Raw genomic sequence first — 17,565 nt, 5'->3', positions numbered from 1 at the left:
CTGTTGAGGAAAAAGTTATGAATAAATATGCTAAAAGCAGTTTTGATCTACTCAGCAATATACGATTTTTCAGCCTTGCCACTCACCATCCTGATTCAGGCTCACCTTGGTCAGCGTCACTGCTGTATGTTCCAAGATACGATCCATTACGCCTGATCTGGTATTCAAAATTGATTACCCGTCATTCGCACGAAATTTCTATCAACCCATTAGTCAGTGGCTCGCTTTACCACAACCGGGTCAATCCTGACACATCACTGGATCTTGCAGGGGCACAGTTTATCGGCCAGGCTCACGAAATCCCGGACAATGAGTTGCAGGAAACTTACGATTACTACTTTAACTTCCTTTTTCCTGATGAAAATATCAGAAAGAAAAAAGCCCGGCCTCTCAGTGAATTTCACGGCCATGGCCGCCGGCGGTTTTATGAATTAGACGTTCAAGAGTGGTGGGTATACGATTCCGAACTTTGGCACAATCAACAAGATGATGGCCGCGTTTTTGTTCCACTGAGTGAATTGACTCATCCGCCTGAAAATCAATAAAAACATTCGTAATACTAATCGAAAAATAAAAATCAACAAGCCTCATATGTTATCGGGGCTTGTAATAGCAGGTATTCATTTCATCTTTCACGTTTAAATCATTCATTCTATTTATTAATAAATGATTATTAATTTAAATATACAATAATAGAAATGTCATTTACTTTCAATTAAATAACCATTAATTTGATTAATATCAATTTCTTCCATAAAAATTCAGTGATAAATAAATATCATGAATATTTACTATTATTATCATTCACAATCAGGATCAGAAATAATAAACGTACTTTTTTCTTGTGGTTCCTGCTTGATTAGGGATAATAATTCTTATAATCACTTACCTTTTCAGTTTTAATGGAAGTTTATATGTCACTTCTTCCAAATCGAAGTTATAAAATTCTGGGGTTTTCTGCACAGATTAGCCCCGCCTATCGGCAGAAATTATTGTCACTCGGGATGTTGCCTGGTTCCACATTTCAGGTCATTCGCGTGGCTCCTTTAGGCGATCCTGTACAAATCGAAACACGCAGAGTCAATCTGATCCTGCGTAAAAAAGACTTAGCGTTTATCACACTAGATAACACCCCACTTGAATGAAATTCAGTACAGTCACCAACCAAATACCACAGAAAGTCTCATTCCCTGATTGGCAAAAAGTATGATGAAACAATTAACAATAGGTCTGATCGGTAATCCGAATGCCGGCAAAACCACGCTGTTCAACCAACTCACCGGCTCCCGGCAACGGGTAGGTAACTGGGCAGGTGTTACGGTAGAACGCAAGACCGGCCGTTTTACCACCGATGAGCAGCAAATCGAGCTTGTCGACCTTCCCGGAACGTATTCCCTCACGACCATTTCGGAGCAGACCTCCATTGATGAACAGATTGCCTGCCACTACATTCTCAGTGGTGAAGCCGATATGTTGATCAATGTCGTTGATGCTTCCAATCTGGAACGCAATCTCTATCTCTCGCTGCAACTAATTGAACTGGGCATCCCCTGTATTGTCGCTCTGAATATGCTGGATATCGCCAAAAACCAACATATCAACATTGATATTGCGGCGCTGGAGCAACGCCTCGGCTGCCCGGTTATTCCGCTGGTTTCTACCCGTGCCACGGGGATCGATACACTGAAGAAAGCCATCGACCATTATCAACCGTCTTCCCAACCTGTACGGATTGAATATCCCGATTCCCTGTTGCAGGAAGTCAATCATCTTGCCAGCCAGATAACTCAGAATTTCAACCCGCAACAGCGCCGCTGGCTGACTTTGCAGGTGCTGGAAGGGGACATTTACAGCCGTGAGCGAGCAGGACTAACGCAGTCGCAGCTCGCTGAGAGCAAAATGCGCCTGCAACAGCAGCAGCTTGACGAGCCGGAACTGGTTATCGCCGATTCACGCTATCAAGCGATTAATGCGCTGTGCCTGGCTGTCATTGATACCCATGCCGCGACACCGCACAAGCTGACTCAAGTGATGGATAAAGTGATCTTGAACCGCTGGCTGGGTGTGCCGATTTTCCTGTTCGTCATGTATCTGATGTTTGTGCTGGCCATCAATCTTGGTGGCGCGCTGCAACCGATATTCGATGGTGCTTCCACCGCCATTTTCATTGATGGTATGCGCTGGCTCGGCCACACACTTCACTTCCCGGATTGGTTGACGGTTTTCCTTGCCCAAGGCGTTGGTGGGGGGATCAACACGGTGCTGCCACTGGTTCCTCAAATCGGCCTGATGTACCTGTTCCTTTCCTTTCTTGAAGACTCAGGCTATATGGCTCGTGCCGCATTTGTGATGGATAGGTTAATGCAATCACTGGGTTTACCGGGTAAATCTTTCGTACCCTTGATTGTCGGCTTTGGCTGTAACGTTCCTTCCGTGATGGGCTCCAGAACATTAGACGCACCGCGTGAACGGCTGATCACCATCATGATGGCGCCTTTTATGTCCTGCGGAGCACGACTGGCCATCTTTGCCGTCTTTGCTGCCGCCTTCTTTGGTAAAAGCGGTGCCAGCATCGTCTTCTCGCTGTATATACTCGGTATCACAGTCGCTGTCCTGACCGGCCTGCTCCTCAAACACACCCTGATGCGCGGTGAAGCATCGCCATTCGTCATGGAACTGCCGGTCTATCACGTCCCCCATGCCAAAACCCTGCTGCTCCAGTCATGGCAGCGTCTGAAAGGTTTTGTGATCCGTGCAGGTAAAGTGATCGTTGCAGCCAGCATACTCATTGGTGCCCTGAATAGTTTCTCCTTCTCCGGCAAAGCGGTGGATAACATCAACGAATCTGCGCTGGCTTCTGTCAGTAAGGTGATCACACCACTCCTGTATCCTATCGGCGTACATTCCGATAACTGGCAGGCGACGGTTGGCCTGATCACCGGTGCGATGGCAAAAGAGGTTGTCGTCGGTACGCTGAATACCCTGTATACCGCTGAGAACCTCAACCAAGCGCCATTCAATCCGGATGAATTCCATCTGCTGAATGAACTGAAAGGTGCCGTTGCGGAGACATGGGACAGCCTGAAAGAGACATTTACCCTGAGTGCCCTTTCCAACCCGATTGAGGCCAGTAAAGGCGATGGCAATATGGATAGCGGCGCGATGGGAACGATGAGTGCCAAATTTGGTTCCGCCATTTCCGCTTACAGTTATCTGATTTTCGTACTGCTGTACGTACCCTGTGTTTCGGTAATGGGGGCGATTGCCCGTGAAACCAGCCGTGGCTGGATGCTCTTCTCCATCCTGTGGGGATTAGATGTCGCTTATTCGCTGGCGGCAGTGTTCTATCAAGTCACGACATTTTCGGCGCATCCACAAAGCAGCCTGATTACCATTCTGGCCGTGATTGTATTTAACGTACTGGTCTTTATCGGCTTACGCCGTGCTCGCAGCAGAGTCACCATGACGTTCAATAACACCGCAGGCCGGAGCTGCGAATGCTCTAACGGTAGCTGTCACTAGGAGCCAGACATGATTAGCCTGTTGAAAATCCGGGATGCTGTCGCCCTCAACGGGCGCACCGATGCAAGGTCACTGAGCCATCAGTTTTCAACACCGCTACCGATGGTAGAAGCCATGCTCAAACAGCTCGTCACAATGGGTAAACTGGAGGAAGTCGATACTTCCTCCTGCCTGAGCGGTGGCTGCAAGCAATGTCCAGAAACGCAGAAATGCACTATTAAGGTGTATCAACTGATGGTAAAAAACTGAGGTATAGTGGTCAAAAGATATCGGACATATTTTTAGCCTCTTCCCAACCTCTTTCGTATTCAACCGATGACATCCCGCCATTAAAGCGATGGGGACGTTGGTGATTGTAATAGCCACCCAGATATTGGGTAATATCCCGTATCGCATCATGAATATCCAGATAACCTTCTGGTGGGATCCATTCACTTTTCAAGCTCCGGAATACCCGTTCCATTGGGAAATTATCATCGCAGTTGCCTCTTCGACTCATGCTTTGGATAACCTGATTTCGCCAGAGTAACCGGCGAAACTTTTTGCTGCTGTATTGACTTCCTTGATCTGAGTGAAAAATCAGTCGGCCTTCAATATAACGCGTTTCTAACGCATTGTTCAGTGCCCGACATACCAACTCAGCATTCGGGGAGGAAGATATTGCCATTCCTACCACGCGACGGGAAAATAAATCAATCACCACGGCAAGATAGCGCCAGCCCTCTTTTATGCGGATGGACGTAATATCACCGGACCACTGGATGCTCGGGTTATGCATTCAATCCGTTGATTGATTCTAAATATAATATTCTCTTTCGATAAAAGTCCCTATGACTTTATCATGCATTTCCGGCGACTTTGAATAACCCAATGTTTTGCGGTTTAATCGCTTAATTCGATTACGAATGGTGAGATTTTCACGCTCGATCCGCTGCGTGAAACTTTTCCCGATGAGGTGTTTATTCGTTTGTAACATATTGTAAGCATTTAAATTATCTGTACACCAGAAAGCTACGTTGAATCGAGCGAGTTTTTTCAATAGCTTCTTCAGCGTTTTCTTATTCCGCCTTCCGAAGGTATGAGCAATGATACGTTTCAGACGGGGTTCCCAAGCATAATATAACCAACGTTGTTGTTTTTTATTGCCGACAAAAGACCACATCTCGTCAACTTCACAGATTAACTGAATTTCCAAATTATCCAGGTTACCCATCTTGGCGGAGTTTTTTAGGGTGCGAACAACAGCATTAATACTGATATGTAATGCCCGTGCGGTATCACGAATACCTGAATTATTCATAGCAGGATCAAAGATTTGTTCTTTTATCCCGGCATAGCAGGCGCGATAAGAATAATCCAGTTGGAAAGTGCGATGACAGGAAAAGCAACGATAACGCTGGTGACCCCTTTCCCTTTACCATACTTTTTCACCGCTTTTGTTTGGTTACAAAAGCGGCATTTTACTTCCACTGTTGCCACTCAAGTTCTCCCCATAAAAATGGTGATTATAACTTAAGAACAACGCTTTGAATACACAACCATCCTATCTATCAAAGTATCCTGTTTTATTAAAATAGAATATCTATAATAAACATAAGATTAAAACATATTACTCATCCTGACTGATCAAAATCTTGGTTGGTCTAGGGAGAAATATCATGACACATATCCCAGCTAATGATATTACAACACCGCCTAATGCAAGGTAAGCAATGGATAAATAAGAAATAATTATTCCCCCCACAACGGAGCCTAAAGCTATTCCTGCGTTAAAACCTGCAATGTTAAGCCCCGAAGCCACCGGAATTGCTTCAGGAACATTATACTTAGCAATGCTTATTACTCTAGCTTGCATGGCAGGAACTGCCGCATAAGAAATTGCACCAATAATTGCAATTAGAATACCCATTATTATCAATGATTGCCCGAAAAAGTACATAAGTAGTAAATCAGCGCTCAGTGACAATAATATGATCATGACAGAGCGATCCGCTCCGATAGCATCTGTCATTTTTCCACCTATAATATTTCCAGCAGCAGCAAATCCTCCGTAAATCAACATCATATAACTTGCTGTCTGAATAGAAACTTTGGTTACCTGATAAAGGAAAGGGGAGATATATGTATACAAAGTAAATGCACCTGTATAACCTAATACAGTAACAAGTGCACCTAAAAGAAGAGTAGGACTAAATATATAAGATAATGATTTTACCGGGTGTGCAATCACATCATTTTTATTTCCTGTATTGGCTGGCATCAAAAAAATCAATCCGATAAGGCCGATTAATCCAAATATCGTAACCAAAGAAAAACTAAATTTCCAAGATACAACACTTCCTAAATATGTTCCTATTGGAACACCTAAGGCAAGCGCCAGTGTTAGCCCAGTAAAAACACATGCAACTGCTGCCCCACTTTTTTCTGGAGGAACAAGATCAGTCGCGACACTAGCTGAAACAGCTAAGAACAGTCCGTGAGCAAGACCAGCGACAAATCTCGAAACAATCATCATTTCAACACTACTGGAAAATGTTGCCGCCAGGCTCCCGATAGAAAAAATCATCATTGTAGTGAGCATTACACCTTTTCGTGACCATCTCGTGGTTACTGCTGTAAGGAATGGGGCTCCAATGGTCGCTCCTACTGCGTAAGCCGTGACTGTTAAACCAACAGACTCTACTGATGTATGGAAGTCAGTAGATATGGCTGATACAAGTCCAATCACCAGAAATTCTGTCAGTCCGAGAGCAAACGCACACAAAGAAAAAATATAAATAACAAACGGCATATTCGACTCCAAAATATCCTATGACTATGTAAGATCATAATAAATATAGAATAGACATAATAAAAATAAATTTATATTGCATATGATATAAGTATTTTAATATCATTTATATTTCAACAAGTAATTCAATATTTTTACATGACCATTGAACAAGAGTTACTTCTGGAAGAGGAGAACTGTCTGTGAGCTATCTTATTCAATTACGTAGTTTTCTTGATGTTTATAGATCTGGTTCGATTTCAAAAGCTGCAACGAGGCTGGGAGTGAGTCAGCCTGCTGTATCTGCACATGTACACTCTCTAGAGTCATTTATGGGTAGTGTATTATTTACTCGTCGCTCCCATGGCGTTATACCTACGGCTGAAGCCGATGATCTTGTCCTTCAAATAGGGACTCATTTAGATGCGATTGAAACCAAACTCTCATTAATTCGTGGAAAATCGAAGAAAATTGAAGGTGTCGTGAAGATCATTGCTCCAGCTGATTTTCTATGGGCAAAATCAGCAAATATTTTATCCTCAATCATTAATAAACAGCTCAGATTTAAGCTGTTGATTGGTGACCGAAAAAAAATTTATTCTAGTTTGAATGATGGAGATAGTGATTTGGCTTTTACAACATCTTGCCCAGATGAAAATAAATTCGGCTTTGAAATCATAGGAAAAGAAAAACTCATTATAGTAACATCAGCATCTATAGCAGCTGAATTAAAGAACAAATCAATCAGCCCTGAAATATTAGAAAAATACCCATTAATTTCCTACGATAATCAATTACCTCTAATTAGAGATTATTATAAATTAGTTTTTGGTGTTGAGGCAGATATTTTACCATCAATTACCATCTCTGATCTCAGAGTAATTGGGAGAATTATAAGTGATAATAATGGATGGACCGTTATGCCTGAATATTTATGCGAAGATGGATTTAAAAGCAGGAAAGTTTTCAAAATAAACCATAATACTAATATTCCAGAGAATAATTTTTATCTTGTGTGGAATAAAAGCGCACTGCGGCACCCAAGAGTTTTATATGTTAAAAATCATATAATCAACTTAGCTCAACAGGGTTACTTTGGATGAAATAAGCAGCCAGAAATGGCTGCTTTAAATAGCCTATATTTTTATTATCGTGGATTTCTTTTTTTGAAATCATCCGCAATATCATTGAGTGTCATAAATTTTACGCCAGGATGACCCAACATATGTACCAAAAGTCTTTCAAGCATCATTAATACATGAGGTCTGCCTGAAACATCAGGATGAATAGTAAAAGTGAAAATACCATATTCCATTTCCCGATACACCCAATCAAATTGATCGCGCCATAGTTGTTCAATATCACGCGGATTCATAAAACCTTGACTATTGGCTTTATTTTTCATAAACATAAAAGGAGGTATGTCATCTACGGTCCAACTAGCAGGAAGTTCGACAAGATCAGTTTCTTTCCCCCTGATCAACGGCTTCATCCATTCGTCAGGATGTTTTGTGTAATCAATTTTCGTCCAATAATCACCTTTACGTACATAATATGGAAGATGATCGTTATGCATAAGAGAATGATCATATTTGATGCCATGCTCTAAGAGCAAATCTGTAGTTGATGGAGAAAACTCCCACCAAGGAGCCACATATCCTGTTGGCTTTTTCCCAGATAATTTGGTGACCATATCAATACTTTTTTGTAAGACTATCCTCTCCTGTTCCGGCGTCATATCAATAGGATTTTCATGACTGTAATTATGTACACCAATTTCATGACCTGCATCTACAACCATTTTCATTTGTTCAGGAAATGTCTCGATCGAATGACCAGGTATAAACCAAGTTGTTGGGATATCAAATTTTTTGAACAAATTAAGAAGCCGTGGAACACCGATTTCACCAGCAAACATTCCACGTGAAATGTCACTTGGTGAATCTTCACCACCATACGAAGATAACCAACCGGCAACCGCGTCTACACCCACACCGAATCCACAAAGAATTTCTTTGGTCATAATATTGTTACTCCTTATTGTAAAGATGATTAGCAGCCTTGAGAATAGCAGCGGCTACCAAACCAGAAGATGCTGGATTTTGACCAGTTATCAAACGACCATCAGATACTACATAGGGTTCAAAATTAGCCGCACATTCAAAATGTGCACCGAGTTTTTTGAGCTCAGTTTCGAGGATGAAAGGAACTACGTTATCTAAACCAGAGGCTTGTTCTTCAGCTTCAGTGAAAGAATTAATTTTTCGGTTTTCCACAAGTGGAATACCATCAGCAGTTTTTACATTCAACAATCCGGCTGCACCATGACATACAGAACCAAGAACAGCACCGTTTTGATAGAGCTTGCTAAGTAGCGTTGCCAGAGACATAGATTGAGCAAAATCCCACATCGTACCGTGCCCACCGGGAAGAAAGACAATCTGATAGCTATTCGGATCAATATTCAAAATTGATTTTGTAGTATTAACCTTATTCATACAGCTTTTATCGTTGAGGAAACGACGCACAGACTTTGGTTGTTGGTCGGAACTTTTAACACTACTTGGATCAGCGGGAGCTGTCCCTCCATTAATAGAGGCTATGTCAACGGTGTATCCCGCATCAACAAATTCCCAATAAGGTGTAGCAAGTTCTTCGTAATAAAATCCAGTTTGCCTTCCCGTTTTCCCTAAAATTGCATGTGATGTTACGATAATTAAAGCTCTTTTAACATTATTGATCATACTTCCTCACTTAATATTGATGAAGTGATTTGATAAGATCGCTTAAGTCTTTCTGCTTCAGCGAAGGGATTTTAAGCTGTTTTGCTTCACAAAATTGTTCTTTTGTGTTGTATCCCCACTCTGCCCAAACAGAAGGGATATCATTATTAATAGCTTCTTTAACATTATCTAAATTATCATCTATAAAAATAAATTTCTCTCCTTTCATGTACGCTTTATTATTTATGGATTTTAATGTTTCAGATTTATTGGTCATCCTTCCATATATTTTTGAAATGGGAAATTCAACCCCTATCATACACAATAAAAAATGTATAGAACTAGAATCCTTTCCTGAAACTATGATGAACTCATTTCCTGAATTTAATAATGTCTCAATATCCATAAGAAATTTATGCAGTGACGTCCATACTTTGGGGTATGTATTACGCACCTTAATTCTATATTCTATAAATGAATTTCTAAATCTATCTTTATCAGACGTGGATATTCTAGAATAAACATTTTCGAAACTATCCTTATTTACAAAAACCTCATCATTTAAATAATAGGGAACAATAAAATGCCCATCATGTCTCACGTAACTTCTATAATTGAGAAATTTTTCTCTGAAAGATCTAGGAATGGATTCCAAAGTATTTTTATTAAATTGCTGATATCCTTTTCCGTTAAATGTATTCCAAGAAACCAGAAGGCATTCATCGATAGCATCAACAACCACACCATCAAAATCAAGTGCAATAATCATATTTTACACCACTAATGGTTCTGTTAGCTTTTCACCTTTGTTCCATCTTTTAACTGCCGCAAAAGTTTCTTTCATAAATTTCCCACATTCAGAATAGTAAGAGCATGTGATAATATTTTTATCTACAACAACATCAGCTTCAATAACATTAGCCCCAGAATTCTCCATGTCATCTTTCAAACCCACATAAGCACAAGCTAACTTGCCTTTCATCACACCAGCAGAAATCATGATCCAAGGACCATGGCACAAGCCTGCTACTACTTTTTCTTGTTTAGACATATTAGACACAAAATCTTTTACCCGTTGATCCTGACGAACCCGGTCAGGTGCTTCATGACCACCAGTAAGAATGACAAGATCAAATTTTTCTTCATTCAAATCGTCAAATGTAATATTTTGTTTTGCCCGTTTATCCATAGGTACTGAGATGCCATACTTTCCAATTACAGATTCTCCATCTTTAGTAGCGATGGAAACATCATAACCCTCTTCTATTGAGCGGTAATAAGTGTAAACGAGATCATGATCTTGGAATCCTGGTCCGGTAATAATAACCAATTTAAATTTATCTAACATAAAATATACCTTTATTTATTTTTTCGTGATATTAGTAAGACTTGTTGGCCAATATAGCTACGACATTTAACATCTTCTTTTAAAAAGATATTTATTTTTCCTGAAAGATGACTATCAATACTAAGACTGACAATAAATAAAATATTTTCATCATCTAATATATCAATATTTAATTTTTCAAGGAAAAAAGAAAATTTAGAGTTTATGTCAACATTTCGAATATATGCTCCTGGTGAGATTAATTTTAGTGGAGAAAGCAGGTCATGATTAAGACTAACATTTTCATATGATTGAGCCGCTCGACCATAATCATCTGACAAACGTAATAGGTCGAATTTATTTCTTGGATTTTCTACCTCAATAAGTTCAAGGTAATCATTTCCAGTCGAAATAGTTTGGTGGAAAACTCCTCGCTCTATATAAACCACTTGGCCAACAGATATATTAAACTCATCACCATCAAGGAATTTTGTCACACCACTACCATTTAAGCAGATGAGAACAGTATCTTTTTGAATATGGCAATGCATAGAGGTTTTTTCCTGTGGAGATATATGTAATTTCCATACATCAAAAATTGAATCACAATAAACCCGATATTCAAACCCCCATGGTTTTTCTATTAGTGAATAAAGATGCAAATCTCTATCAAAAGATTCACCATTATTAGATGTTATCCCTAGAATTTTCACAATGTTAGCTACGTCATCAAAATTCGGTGTTCTATTACGAATATTCATTGTTTTCCCCACACATAAAATATATATCTAATTTTTTTTGTAAATACCTTAAAATGTAATGCAAGTATATAAAAACTGTTTCATAAATGTGAAATCACATTTTTTGTTTTATCTTATAATAATTATTATAACGGTTCTTTCTAAAATTATAGGCCTGACGAATATTCACTCCGTAGAACAGAATAGTTTTAGCGCTAGGCTATATCACTCAATTATATAACCTTCTGCAAAAGAGTCGAATACTGCCCAATTTCACCATGGACAGATAGTTTCGTGCTGTTTTTTCATAACGGGTTGTGATACGCCGATTTCCTTCAAGAAAACCGAAACAGCGTTCGACAACATTGCGGTTACGACAAATCGGTTCATCAAATTGTGTACACCCATCACTACTACCTTTTTCATTGACTTTATAAAGAATAATGCTTTTTAGTCTCAATTTTCGCAGGTAACTGCGGGGTTTTCCGCCCGAATAGCCTTTATCGGCCAACACGGCTTTGCCACGCCATTTCATGAAGCCATTTTTACGTTGTACGCCAACTCCGTCGAGCAAAGGGATAGCGGATTGACTTTCATGGGCTTGCCCTACGGTCAACATCAGGTTAAATGGAAAGCCCTTTCCGTCAGTTGCCAAATAGATTTTTGTATCATAACCACCACGTGAGCGACCCAGCACATAATCGCCAGCAATATCGAGATGTTTTTTTTCGCGCCTGCAGCATCTTTACTGATGCGAATATTGCTGCCATCTAGGCAAATTTCAGACCAGTCAATTAAGCCTTTTTCATCAAGAACAGACAGTAATCGGTTAAATATTTTGTCGATAATGCCCGATTTTGATCCGCGATTAAATCGGTTATAGACCGTTTTCCAAGGCCCATAGCGCTCAGGTAAATCGTGCCATGGTGCCCCCACCCAGAACACCCCATTCATCACACGGCGATATTCAACATGTAGACGTCCTGCTAGCTCTGAATGGACAAGGGGCAAACAAGGCTGCTGACGTTTAATAATAATATCACTCTCCCACAGCTGTTTTCCCAGCACGAATTACATTAACACCTACATATTGAGCAAATTTTGCAGCGGTAACTAATGTGGGAATTTCTCCCTGTTTCTACTGGGCAGCCTGATCTAGTGAATAGTGAGACAAGGAAACTCCTTAAGGAATACTAACCAAGGAGTCAGTACATTATCACCCGAAAGACAAACCATCTATGCCTTGTTTTTAAAACTCAGATTCAGCGCTTACCACTGTTTTGGTAAATAAAGGAGTGATCATCCGATATATTAAAATACAAACCATCTAATCAGACCTATTGATATTTTCCAAGAATTACCATTACTATAGTTTCTCCACAAAATGCCTAATCATTACTTAATAATATAAACCTGGTGGTGATTTAGATCAGAGTTTATGTAGCTGAAATCTGCATAAGCTCCAGATTTGTGACGACATAGACTGCCGTCAGGTTAATAATAATTATATAAATTTCAGATGACCTATTATGGTTGAATTTTTTTTATTTGCAATCCAATAGTAGTTATTAAATTAATAATCACTATGTTTAGTTAATTACGCCATAAATACGCAAAAAATGTATATTTCAAGCACAAACAAAATACATTAGACCAAAAATAAATTATATTATATTGAGTTTTAGTGTGGAAAAAATTAAGTAAATATAATAAAAAATTAATAAATAATATGATATTCAGAACATTCTTAAGGGACAGGTATTCCATTAGGGCAAGATCGTGAAGATTTTGTTAACAAAAACCGGATTTGACCTGCAAGGACGGATATGATCTCATACGCTCCTTTTCGGGATAATCCCTATGAATATCGACGCATTTTCACTGCATTTCGGTCAAATAGTAGACAATCATTTAAAATCCAATACCCCCTTTTTGATATTCTTTTTTTAACCGTTTGCGCCGTCATCGCCGGAGCTGAAGGCTGACAAGATATTGAAGACTACGGCAACGGTCACCTTAAATGATTTCAAAAGAAAGGGCTGCTCAAAGTCGGTATCCCTGTGCATGGCACTATTTGCCCGGGTCATTGCTTGTATTGAACCTCGTCAATTCCAGCAATGCCAGCTGGATGCAGACTGTGAATCAACTCACTGAAAGCAGTTTAATCGCAATTGATGGTAAAACATGACACGCCTCTTATCACCGTGAAGATCGGCGTTCAACCATCCATATGGTGAGTGCGTTTGCCACAGAAAACAAGAAGGTACTGAGGCAACAGAAAACAGCAGAAAAATCGAACGAAATCACCGTAATACCTGAGCTGTTGGCCTGACTTGACATCCGTGGTTGTCTTATTTTTGGTCATGACTCCAAAGGGTTGTAATGATGTTTTTCAATATATGCGCCAATGAGTTTTTCGTGGATTTCCATTGAACGTGAGTAACAAATGGTTCTTCTTGCCAACCTTTTGATATGAATTCGCAGATTGAGATTATGCCGCTCTATACGTTGGGTAAAAATTTTGCCTACCCTATGTTTTTCCGGCACCACTTCTCTGGCATAACTTCCCCCGTTATCGGTCGTGATGAAACGAATATTAAAAGGCACCAATAAGTTGAGCAATTTTCGGCAGGTTGCATCCGTTCGGGGGTCAAAGACATGGGCGATGACTTGTTTCCTTTTCGTATCAAAAGCATACCAAAGCCAATGACGTTGTTTTTTATTGCCTATAAAAAACCACTGCTCATCCAATTCACAGATAAGTGTGACATCGTCATAAGCGATCTGTCGCGATGTTACTTTTTTTGGCGAGAGTTTTTTAATGTCCGCATCACCGTATTGATACCGAGACCTAATACACGGCCTGTGTCTCTCACGCCAGAGCCATTCATTGCCATATCCACAATTTTTTCTTTCATACCCGGTTTATGGCCGTTGTAACGATAGTTGAGTTGAAAGGTTCTTTGGCAGCCTTTGCAATAGTAGCGAGGGAAGCCAGCCTTACCTGTTCCGTGTTTGCGTACAGGTTCTGCTTGGTCGCAATATCGACAAGTCACTTCTATCGTAACAGTCATGATGATATCCCATTAAAAAGTTCAAGAATATCAAATTAACGCTTTGAAGTCATGACTCAAAATAATAAGTAAAATAATAACCTTTATAATATAATCCTTAACATTGTGATTATTGTCACTTTTATCAGGCATTAATCGGCCGATAGTGAATTGAAAAATAAAACCTCACTCCTCAAACATAAATTGAAAAATAAAAATTATTCTCTTATTATCTGGGTGTTAGTGCTGTCAATATTTAATAACCTGAGGATAATAATATGCCTAAAGAGTTATTTACTGCTGAAATAGAATCATCCGGTCACCTCAAAATGCAATGTTCAACACGTGGCTTTTCCTTCCATGTGGATGAACCCAAAAATCTGGGAGGAACTGATGAAGCCATGAATCCTGTGGAAGCATTACTTTCAGCTTTCGGTGCCTGCCAATGTATTGTGGCGAAAAGTTTTGCCCGCAAACATAAAATCAACTTGATTGATATTCAGGTAAAAATGGAAGGGGAATTGGATACCGACGGCTTCACAGGAAGAAATAAAAACACCAAAATGGGGTTTTCCAAAATCACCTCCAAATTCTATATCAAAGCCGATAATACCGAACAAGAGATCCGCGATTTTATTGATTTTGTCGAAAGCAACTGCCCTGTTCTTGATACCATCCTCAATGCACCTGAAATTGTCACTGAAGTTTATCCTTCCAGATAAACGGTCAATTACCCATAACTAACAAGTTATGGGTAATACGCAATAATCACAATCCTGCGTTAGCCACAAACTCCATTACGGCATCCACAAATTCATCAGGATGGGAAACAAAAGGCGCGTGAGCCGCGTTACGCATAATGACCGAATGGGTATGTGGCCACTCATTGTCGAGTTGTGCAGCAATTTTACGCGGCACAAGGCCATCCAGATAACCATACAGACGCAAAAAAGGTAGCTGAAGTTGAGCCAGTTCCGCCCTCAGATCATCGGTACGCAGAGTTTCCAGCCCTGCATTGAGTACTTCCACTGTCGGCATCGGCTGATTCAATATCACAGATTTCAGTAAACGTGCATCTTGACGTGCGCTGTCAGTACCCAAGGTCTGCAATGACAGAAAACGTTCAACGGTCTTCTGGAAATCCTCACTCAGTTGATGCTCAAAAGCCCTCAATACGGTCGGTTTAATCCCCGGCCAGTCACCTTCCGCACTGAACTTCGGCGAAGATGCCACGGTAATGAGACCCGCGACCTCCGCCGGATGATCCAATGCAATACGGCTGGCAACCAATCCTCCCAGCGACCAGCCCAGCCACAACGCATTCTCCGGTGCCTGCTGCCATACAGTATCCGCCATTTCTGCCAGAGTCATTGCCGGATACGGCTGGCTGCGACCATGCCCCGGCAAATCCACCAGATGTAAGCGGAAATGCGAAGACAGTCGCGTTTCCACGGAACGCCAGACCTCAGAATTCAATCCCCATCCGTGCAGCATCACAAGATCGCGTGGAGCCTCACCCATTATCTGCCAAAACAACTTATTCATTGTTATTCTCATCTTATTTGTCATCAAGGAAGGAACCTATGCTAACAATGGTTGGATACTGTTGGCTATGCCATCAAAGTTTGTATTTTGCTCATCATGGGATCTGCCATATCTGCCACCAGCAATTAAAACGGCTGAAACATGTCTGTCCGCGCTGTGCTCTGCCTGCCGAATCAAGAGATTTTCCCTGTGGCCGCTGCCTGAAAAATCCGCCCCCGTGGCAACACCTCATCGCCATTACAGACTATGCCCCGCCATTAAGCCGGCTTATCCGACGCTACAAATATCACGGCACCCCACAACTCGCGACAGTATTAGCCCGTCTGTTTCTCCTGCATTGGTTACAGGGTTATCGTGATGGCCGCTGGAATAAGCCGGATTGTATACTCGGCATTCCTCTGCACAGCAAAAAACGCTGGCGACGTGGATTCGATCAAATTGAACTGATCGCCAAGCCGTTATCACGCTGGTTACAATGCCACTATCAGCCCGATCTTTTGTGGCGCTCGCGTGCTACACTCACACAACGGGGCTTATCTGCCACTCAACGGAAAACCAATCTTAAGCATGCCTTTCAATTGCGTGGCGATTTTACCGATCAAAATGTCGCGATTTTCGATGATGTGATCACCACGGGGACAACGTTGCATGAAGCCTCACAGTTGTTGATTCGTGCGGGTGCTCACTCCGTGCAAGCTTGGGCAATATGCCGAACCTTGTAGTTCCTTTATAAATGGGCGTATTATAACCAACTAGAAGAGTCAACTATTACAGTCAACTATTGAGCAAATGACATGATTAATATTACTGAAGCAGCGCAAGCGCACTTTGCCAAGCTACTGGCAAGTCAAGAACCGGGTACACAGATCCGCGTTTTTGTCATTAATCCGGGAACCCCGACGGCTGAATGCGGTGTTTCCTACTGCCCACCGGATGCTGTTGAAGCCACTGATACCGAACTAAAATTTGACCAGATTTCTGCCTATGTTGATGAAATCAGTGCTCCTTTTCTGGCAGAAGCCGTCATTGATTTTGTAACTGATCAACTTGGCTCCCAGCTGACCCTGAAAGCCCCGAACGCCAAAATGCGCAAAGTGACGGATGACGCTCCACTGATTGAGCGTGTTGAATATGTCCTGCAATCGCAGATCAACCCTCAGCTTGCAGGTCATGGCGGCCGTGTCAGCCTGATGGAAATCACCGATGCAGGTTATGCCATCCTGCAATTCGGCGGTGGTTGTAATGGGTGTTCTATGGTCGATGTCACTTTGAAAGAAGGGATAGAAAAAGAGTTGTTGAATATGTTCCCTGAGTTGAAAGGGGTCAGAGACCTGACTGAACACCAGCGTGGCGAACACTCTTATTACTGATTCTTGATTTGTATTTTTTGACCCTTTTTCTGTTCTTAGCATTTTTAGCCAGTATTTCCACGCCTTTCCAATGGAAACGTTGGGAAGGCGTAAAGTCATAAAGACGATTATTAAGAAATTAATGCCTTTAAATGGAAAGTATTAGAAATAACATTGAGTATTTATGGACCGTTTTCAAACAATAAACCCTGAACAAGCCTACCAGCATTGGCTGAATAAAACTGCTGTTATGGTGGATATCCGTGATCCACAGAGTTTCCGTGCCGGACATACAACAGGCGCATTTCATCTGACCAATGAAACCCTCAATAACCTCCTGCAAGAAACTGATTTTGACCAGCCTGTCATGGTGATGTGCTATCACGGCCACAGTAGTCAAGGCGCCGCACAATACCTTGTGAATATGGGTTTTGAAACCGTTTACAGTGTTAATGGTGGCTTTGACGTATGGCAGAGAAGCTATCCTGAGGCTGTTAACACGCTATAGTTTCTTAACATACTGATTCTAATCTAAT

General features: G+C 41.1%; 20 protein-coding genes and 1 pseudogene. 10 read left to right on the top strand and 11 right to left on the bottom strand.

Going from position 1 to position 17,565, the window contains the following annotated elements:
• The first annotated feature begins 17 nt into the window (after nt 1-17).
• From XBJ1_RS00740 to XBJ1_RS00725, 4 genes are all read left to right on the top strand, one after another.
• A complete protein-coding gene (locus XBJ1_RS00740) occupies nt 18-545 on the top strand; it encodes a pyridoxamine 5'-phosphate oxidase family protein (RefSeq protein ID WP_012986783.1) in 528 nt (175 codons plus the stop codon).
• Nucleotides 546-914: 369 nt separating this feature from the next.
• Entirely contained in the window at nt 915-1,145 is a 231-nt protein-coding gene (gene feoA, locus XBJ1_RS00735) for a ferrous iron transporter A (protein ID WP_012986782.1), read from the top strand.
• Nucleotides 1,146-1,209: 64 nt separating this feature from the next.
• On the top strand, nt 1,210-3,522 hold the full coding sequence (gene feoB / locus XBJ1_RS00730) for a Fe(2+) transporter permease subunit FeoB (protein WP_012986781.1): 2,313 nt from the start codon (nt 1,210-1,212) through the stop codon (nt 3,520-3,522).
• A gap of 9 nt (nt 3,523-3,531) precedes the next feature.
• Entirely contained in the window at nt 3,532-3,771 is a 240-nt protein-coding gene (locus XBJ1_RS00725) for a FeoC-like transcriptional regulator (RefSeq protein ID WP_012986780.1), read from the top strand.
• Between the two features lie 10 nt (nt 3,772-3,781).
• On the opposite strand, the gene XBJ1_RS00720 is transcribed toward XBJ1_RS00725, so the two are convergent.
• From XBJ1_RS00720 to XBJ1_RS00705, 3 genes are all read right to left on the bottom strand, one after another.
• Complete coding sequence (locus XBJ1_RS00720) at nt 3,782-4,300, bottom strand: IS3 family transposase (protein ID WP_012986779.1); 519 nt, start codon at nt 4,298-4,300, stop codon at nt 3,782-3,784.
• Between the two features lie 18 nt (nt 4,301-4,318).
• Nucleotides 4,319-5,001 (bottom strand): IS1 family transposase gene (locus XBJ1_RS20410; protein WP_143827608.1). Its coding sequence is split into 2 segments (ribosomal slippage): nt 4,319-4,929 and nt 4,929-5,001, totalling 684 coding nucleotides; the frame shifts between segments, so codons are not numbered across the junction.
• Between the two features lie 130 nt (nt 5,002-5,131).
• A complete protein-coding gene (locus XBJ1_RS00705) occupies nt 5,132-6,313 on the bottom strand; it encodes an MFS transporter (RefSeq protein ID WP_012986776.1) in 1,182 nt (393 codons plus the stop codon).
• Nucleotides 6,314-6,495: 182 nt separating this feature from the next.
• Here XBJ1_RS00705 and XBJ1_RS00700 point away from each other — a divergent pair, with 182 nt between their 5' ends.
• Entirely contained in the window at nt 6,496-7,395 is a 900-nt protein-coding gene (locus XBJ1_RS00700; RefSeq protein WP_012986775.1) for a LysR family transcriptional regulator, read from the top strand.
• A 44-nt stretch (nt 7,396-7,439) separates the two neighbouring features.
• Here the strand turns inward: XBJ1_RS00700 and XBJ1_RS00695 are convergent, their stop codons facing one another.
• The 6 genes from XBJ1_RS00695 to XBJ1_RS22215 form a co-directional block, all read right to left on the bottom strand.
• Nucleotides 7,440-8,315, bottom strand: coding sequence for a polysaccharide deacetylase family protein (locus XBJ1_RS00695; protein WP_012986774.1), 876 nt, complete (start codon nt 8,313-8,315; stop codon nt 7,440-7,442).
• Between the two features lie 7 nt (nt 8,316-8,322).
• Complete coding sequence (locus XBJ1_RS00690) at nt 8,323-9,036, bottom strand: type 1 glutamine amidotransferase domain-containing protein (RefSeq protein ID WP_012986773.1); 714 nt, start codon at nt 9,034-9,036, stop codon at nt 8,323-8,325.
• A gap of 10 nt (nt 9,037-9,046) precedes the next feature.
• Complete coding sequence (locus XBJ1_RS00685; RefSeq protein WP_012986772.1) at nt 9,047-9,784, bottom strand: hypothetical protein; 738 nt, start codon at nt 9,782-9,784, stop codon at nt 9,047-9,049.
• 3 nt (nt 9,785-9,787) lie between these two features.
• Nucleotides 9,788-10,363, bottom strand: coding sequence for a DJ-1/PfpI family protein (locus tag XBJ1_RS00680; protein ID WP_012986771.1), 576 nt, complete (start codon nt 10,361-10,363; stop codon nt 9,788-9,790).
• 11 nt (nt 10,364-10,374) lie between these two features.
• Nucleotides 10,375-11,103 carry a cupin domain-containing protein gene (locus tag XBJ1_RS00675; RefSeq protein ID WP_012986770.1) on the bottom strand — a complete coding sequence of 243 codons (729 nt, stop codon included), beginning with the start codon at nt 11,101-11,103 and terminating at the stop codon, nt 10,375-10,377.
• 208 nt (nt 11,104-11,311) lie between these two features.
• Nucleotides 11,312-12,120 (bottom strand): IS5 family transposase gene (locus XBJ1_RS22215; RefSeq protein ID WP_419184839.1). Its coding sequence is split into 2 segments (ribosomal slippage): nt 11,312-11,811 and nt 11,811-12,120, totalling 810 coding nucleotides; the frame shifts between segments, so codons are not numbered across the junction.
• 822 nt (nt 12,121-12,942) lie between these two features.
• Between XBJ1_RS22215 and XBJ1_RS22210 the strand changes: the two are divergent.
• Nucleotides 12,943-13,411: pseudogene (locus XBJ1_RS22210) on the top strand (ISAs1 family transposase); the annotation flags it as partial.
• 32 nt (nt 13,412-13,443) lie between these two features.
• Here the strand turns inward: XBJ1_RS22210 and XBJ1_RS20400 are convergent.
• Nucleotides 13,444-14,156 (bottom strand): IS1 family transposase gene (locus XBJ1_RS20400; protein WP_198408069.1). Its coding sequence is split into 2 segments (ribosomal slippage): nt 13,444-13,904 and nt 13,904-14,156, totalling 714 coding nucleotides; the frame shifts between segments, so codons are not numbered across the junction.
• 257 nt (nt 14,157-14,413) lie between these two features.
• Here XBJ1_RS20400 and XBJ1_RS00650 point away from each other — a divergent pair.
• A complete protein-coding gene (locus tag XBJ1_RS00650; protein WP_012986764.1) occupies nt 14,414-14,857 on the top strand; it encodes an OsmC family protein in 444 nt (147 codons plus the stop codon).
• Between the two features lie 46 nt (nt 14,858-14,903).
• Here the strand turns inward: XBJ1_RS00650 and bioH are convergent, their stop codons facing one another.
• Complete coding sequence (gene bioH / locus XBJ1_RS00645; RefSeq protein WP_012986763.1) at nt 14,904-15,680, bottom strand: pimeloyl-ACP methyl ester esterase BioH; 777 nt, start codon at nt 15,678-15,680, stop codon at nt 14,904-14,906.
• Between the two features lie 38 nt (nt 15,681-15,718).
• Between bioH and gntX the strand changes: the two genes are divergently transcribed.
• From gntX to glpE, 3 genes are all read left to right on the top strand, one after another.
• On the top strand, nt 15,719-16,402 hold the full coding sequence (gene gntX, locus XBJ1_RS00640; protein WP_012986762.1) for a DNA utilization protein GntX: 684 nt from the start codon (nt 15,719-15,721) through the stop codon (nt 16,400-16,402).
• A gap of 72 nt (nt 16,403-16,474) precedes the next feature.
• Nucleotides 16,475-17,050 carry a Fe-S biogenesis protein NfuA gene (gene nfuA / locus XBJ1_RS00635; protein WP_012986761.1) on the top strand — a complete coding sequence of 192 codons (576 nt, stop codon included), beginning with the start codon at nt 16,475-16,477 and terminating at the stop codon, nt 17,048-17,050.
• A gap of 163 nt (nt 17,051-17,213) precedes the next feature.
• Nucleotides 17,214-17,537: a thiosulfate sulfurtransferase GlpE gene (gene glpE / locus XBJ1_RS00630; protein ID WP_012986760.1), complete on the top strand. Its 324-nt coding sequence runs from the start codon at nt 17,214-17,216 to the stop codon at nt 17,535-17,537.
• The last annotated feature ends 28 nt before the right edge of the window (nt 17,538-17,565 follow it).

Origin of the sequence: Xenorhabdus bovienii SS-2004, assembly GCF_000027225.1 — a bacterium.
Classification (GTDB): domain Bacteria; phylum Pseudomonadota; class Gammaproteobacteria; order Enterobacterales; family Enterobacteriaceae; genus Xenorhabdus; species Xenorhabdus bovienii_C.
The sequence above is the reverse complement of the archived record's forward strand: the minus strand, read 5'-3'. Positions and strand labels throughout refer to the sequence as shown.

Coding starts and splice junctions, on each gene's coding strand:
- XBJ1_RS00740 (WP_012986783.1), top strand. CDS start 18: ATGAATAAATATGCTAAAAGCAGTTTTGATCTACTCAGCAATATACGA.
- feoA (WP_012986782.1), top strand. CDS start 915: ATGTCACTTCTTCCAAATCGAAGTTATAAAATTCTGGGGTTTTCTGCA.
- feoB (WP_012986781.1), top strand. CDS start 1,210: ATGAAACAATTAACAATAGGTCTGATCGGTAATCCGAATGCCGGCAAA.
- XBJ1_RS00725 (WP_012986780.1), top strand. CDS start 3,532: ATGATTAGCCTGTTGAAAATCCGGGATGCTGTCGCCCTCAACGGGCGC.
- XBJ1_RS00720 (WP_012986779.1), bottom strand. CDS start 4,300: ATGCATAACCCGAGCATCCAGTGGTCCGGTGATATTACGTCCATCCGC.
- XBJ1_RS00705 (WP_012986776.1), bottom strand. CDS start 6,313: ATGCCGTTTGTTATTTATATTTTTTCTTTGTGTGCGTTTGCTCTCGGA.
- XBJ1_RS00695 (WP_012986774.1), bottom strand. CDS start 8,315: ATGACCAAAGAAATTCTTTGTGGATTCGGTGTGGGTGTAGACGCGGTT.
- XBJ1_RS00690 (WP_012986773.1), bottom strand. CDS start 9,036: ATGATCAATAATGTTAAAAGAGCTTTAATTATCGTAACATCACATGCA.
- XBJ1_RS00685 (WP_012986772.1), bottom strand. CDS start 9,784: ATGATTATTGCACTTGATTTTGATGGTGTGGTTGTTGATGCTATCGAT.
- XBJ1_RS00680 (WP_012986771.1), bottom strand. CDS start 10,363: ATGTTAGATAAATTTAAATTGGTTATTATTACCGGACCAGGATTCCAA.
- XBJ1_RS00675 (WP_012986770.1), bottom strand. CDS start 11,103: ATGAATATTCGTAATAGAACACCGAATTTTGATGACGTAGCTAACATT.
- XBJ1_RS00650 (WP_012986764.1), top strand. CDS start 14,414: ATGCCTAAAGAGTTATTTACTGCTGAAATAGAATCATCCGGTCACCTC.
- bioH (WP_012986763.1), bottom strand. CDS start 15,680: ATGAATAAGTTGTTTTGGCAGATAATGGGTGAGGCTCCACGCGATCTT.
- gntX (WP_012986762.1), top strand. CDS start 15,719: ATGCTAACAATGGTTGGATACTGTTGGCTATGCCATCAAAGTTTGTAT.
- nfuA (WP_012986761.1), top strand. CDS start 16,475: ATGATTAATATTACTGAAGCAGCGCAAGCGCACTTTGCCAAGCTACTG.
- glpE (WP_012986760.1), top strand. CDS start 17,214: ATGGACCGTTTTCAAACAATAAACCCTGAACAAGCCTACCAGCATTGG.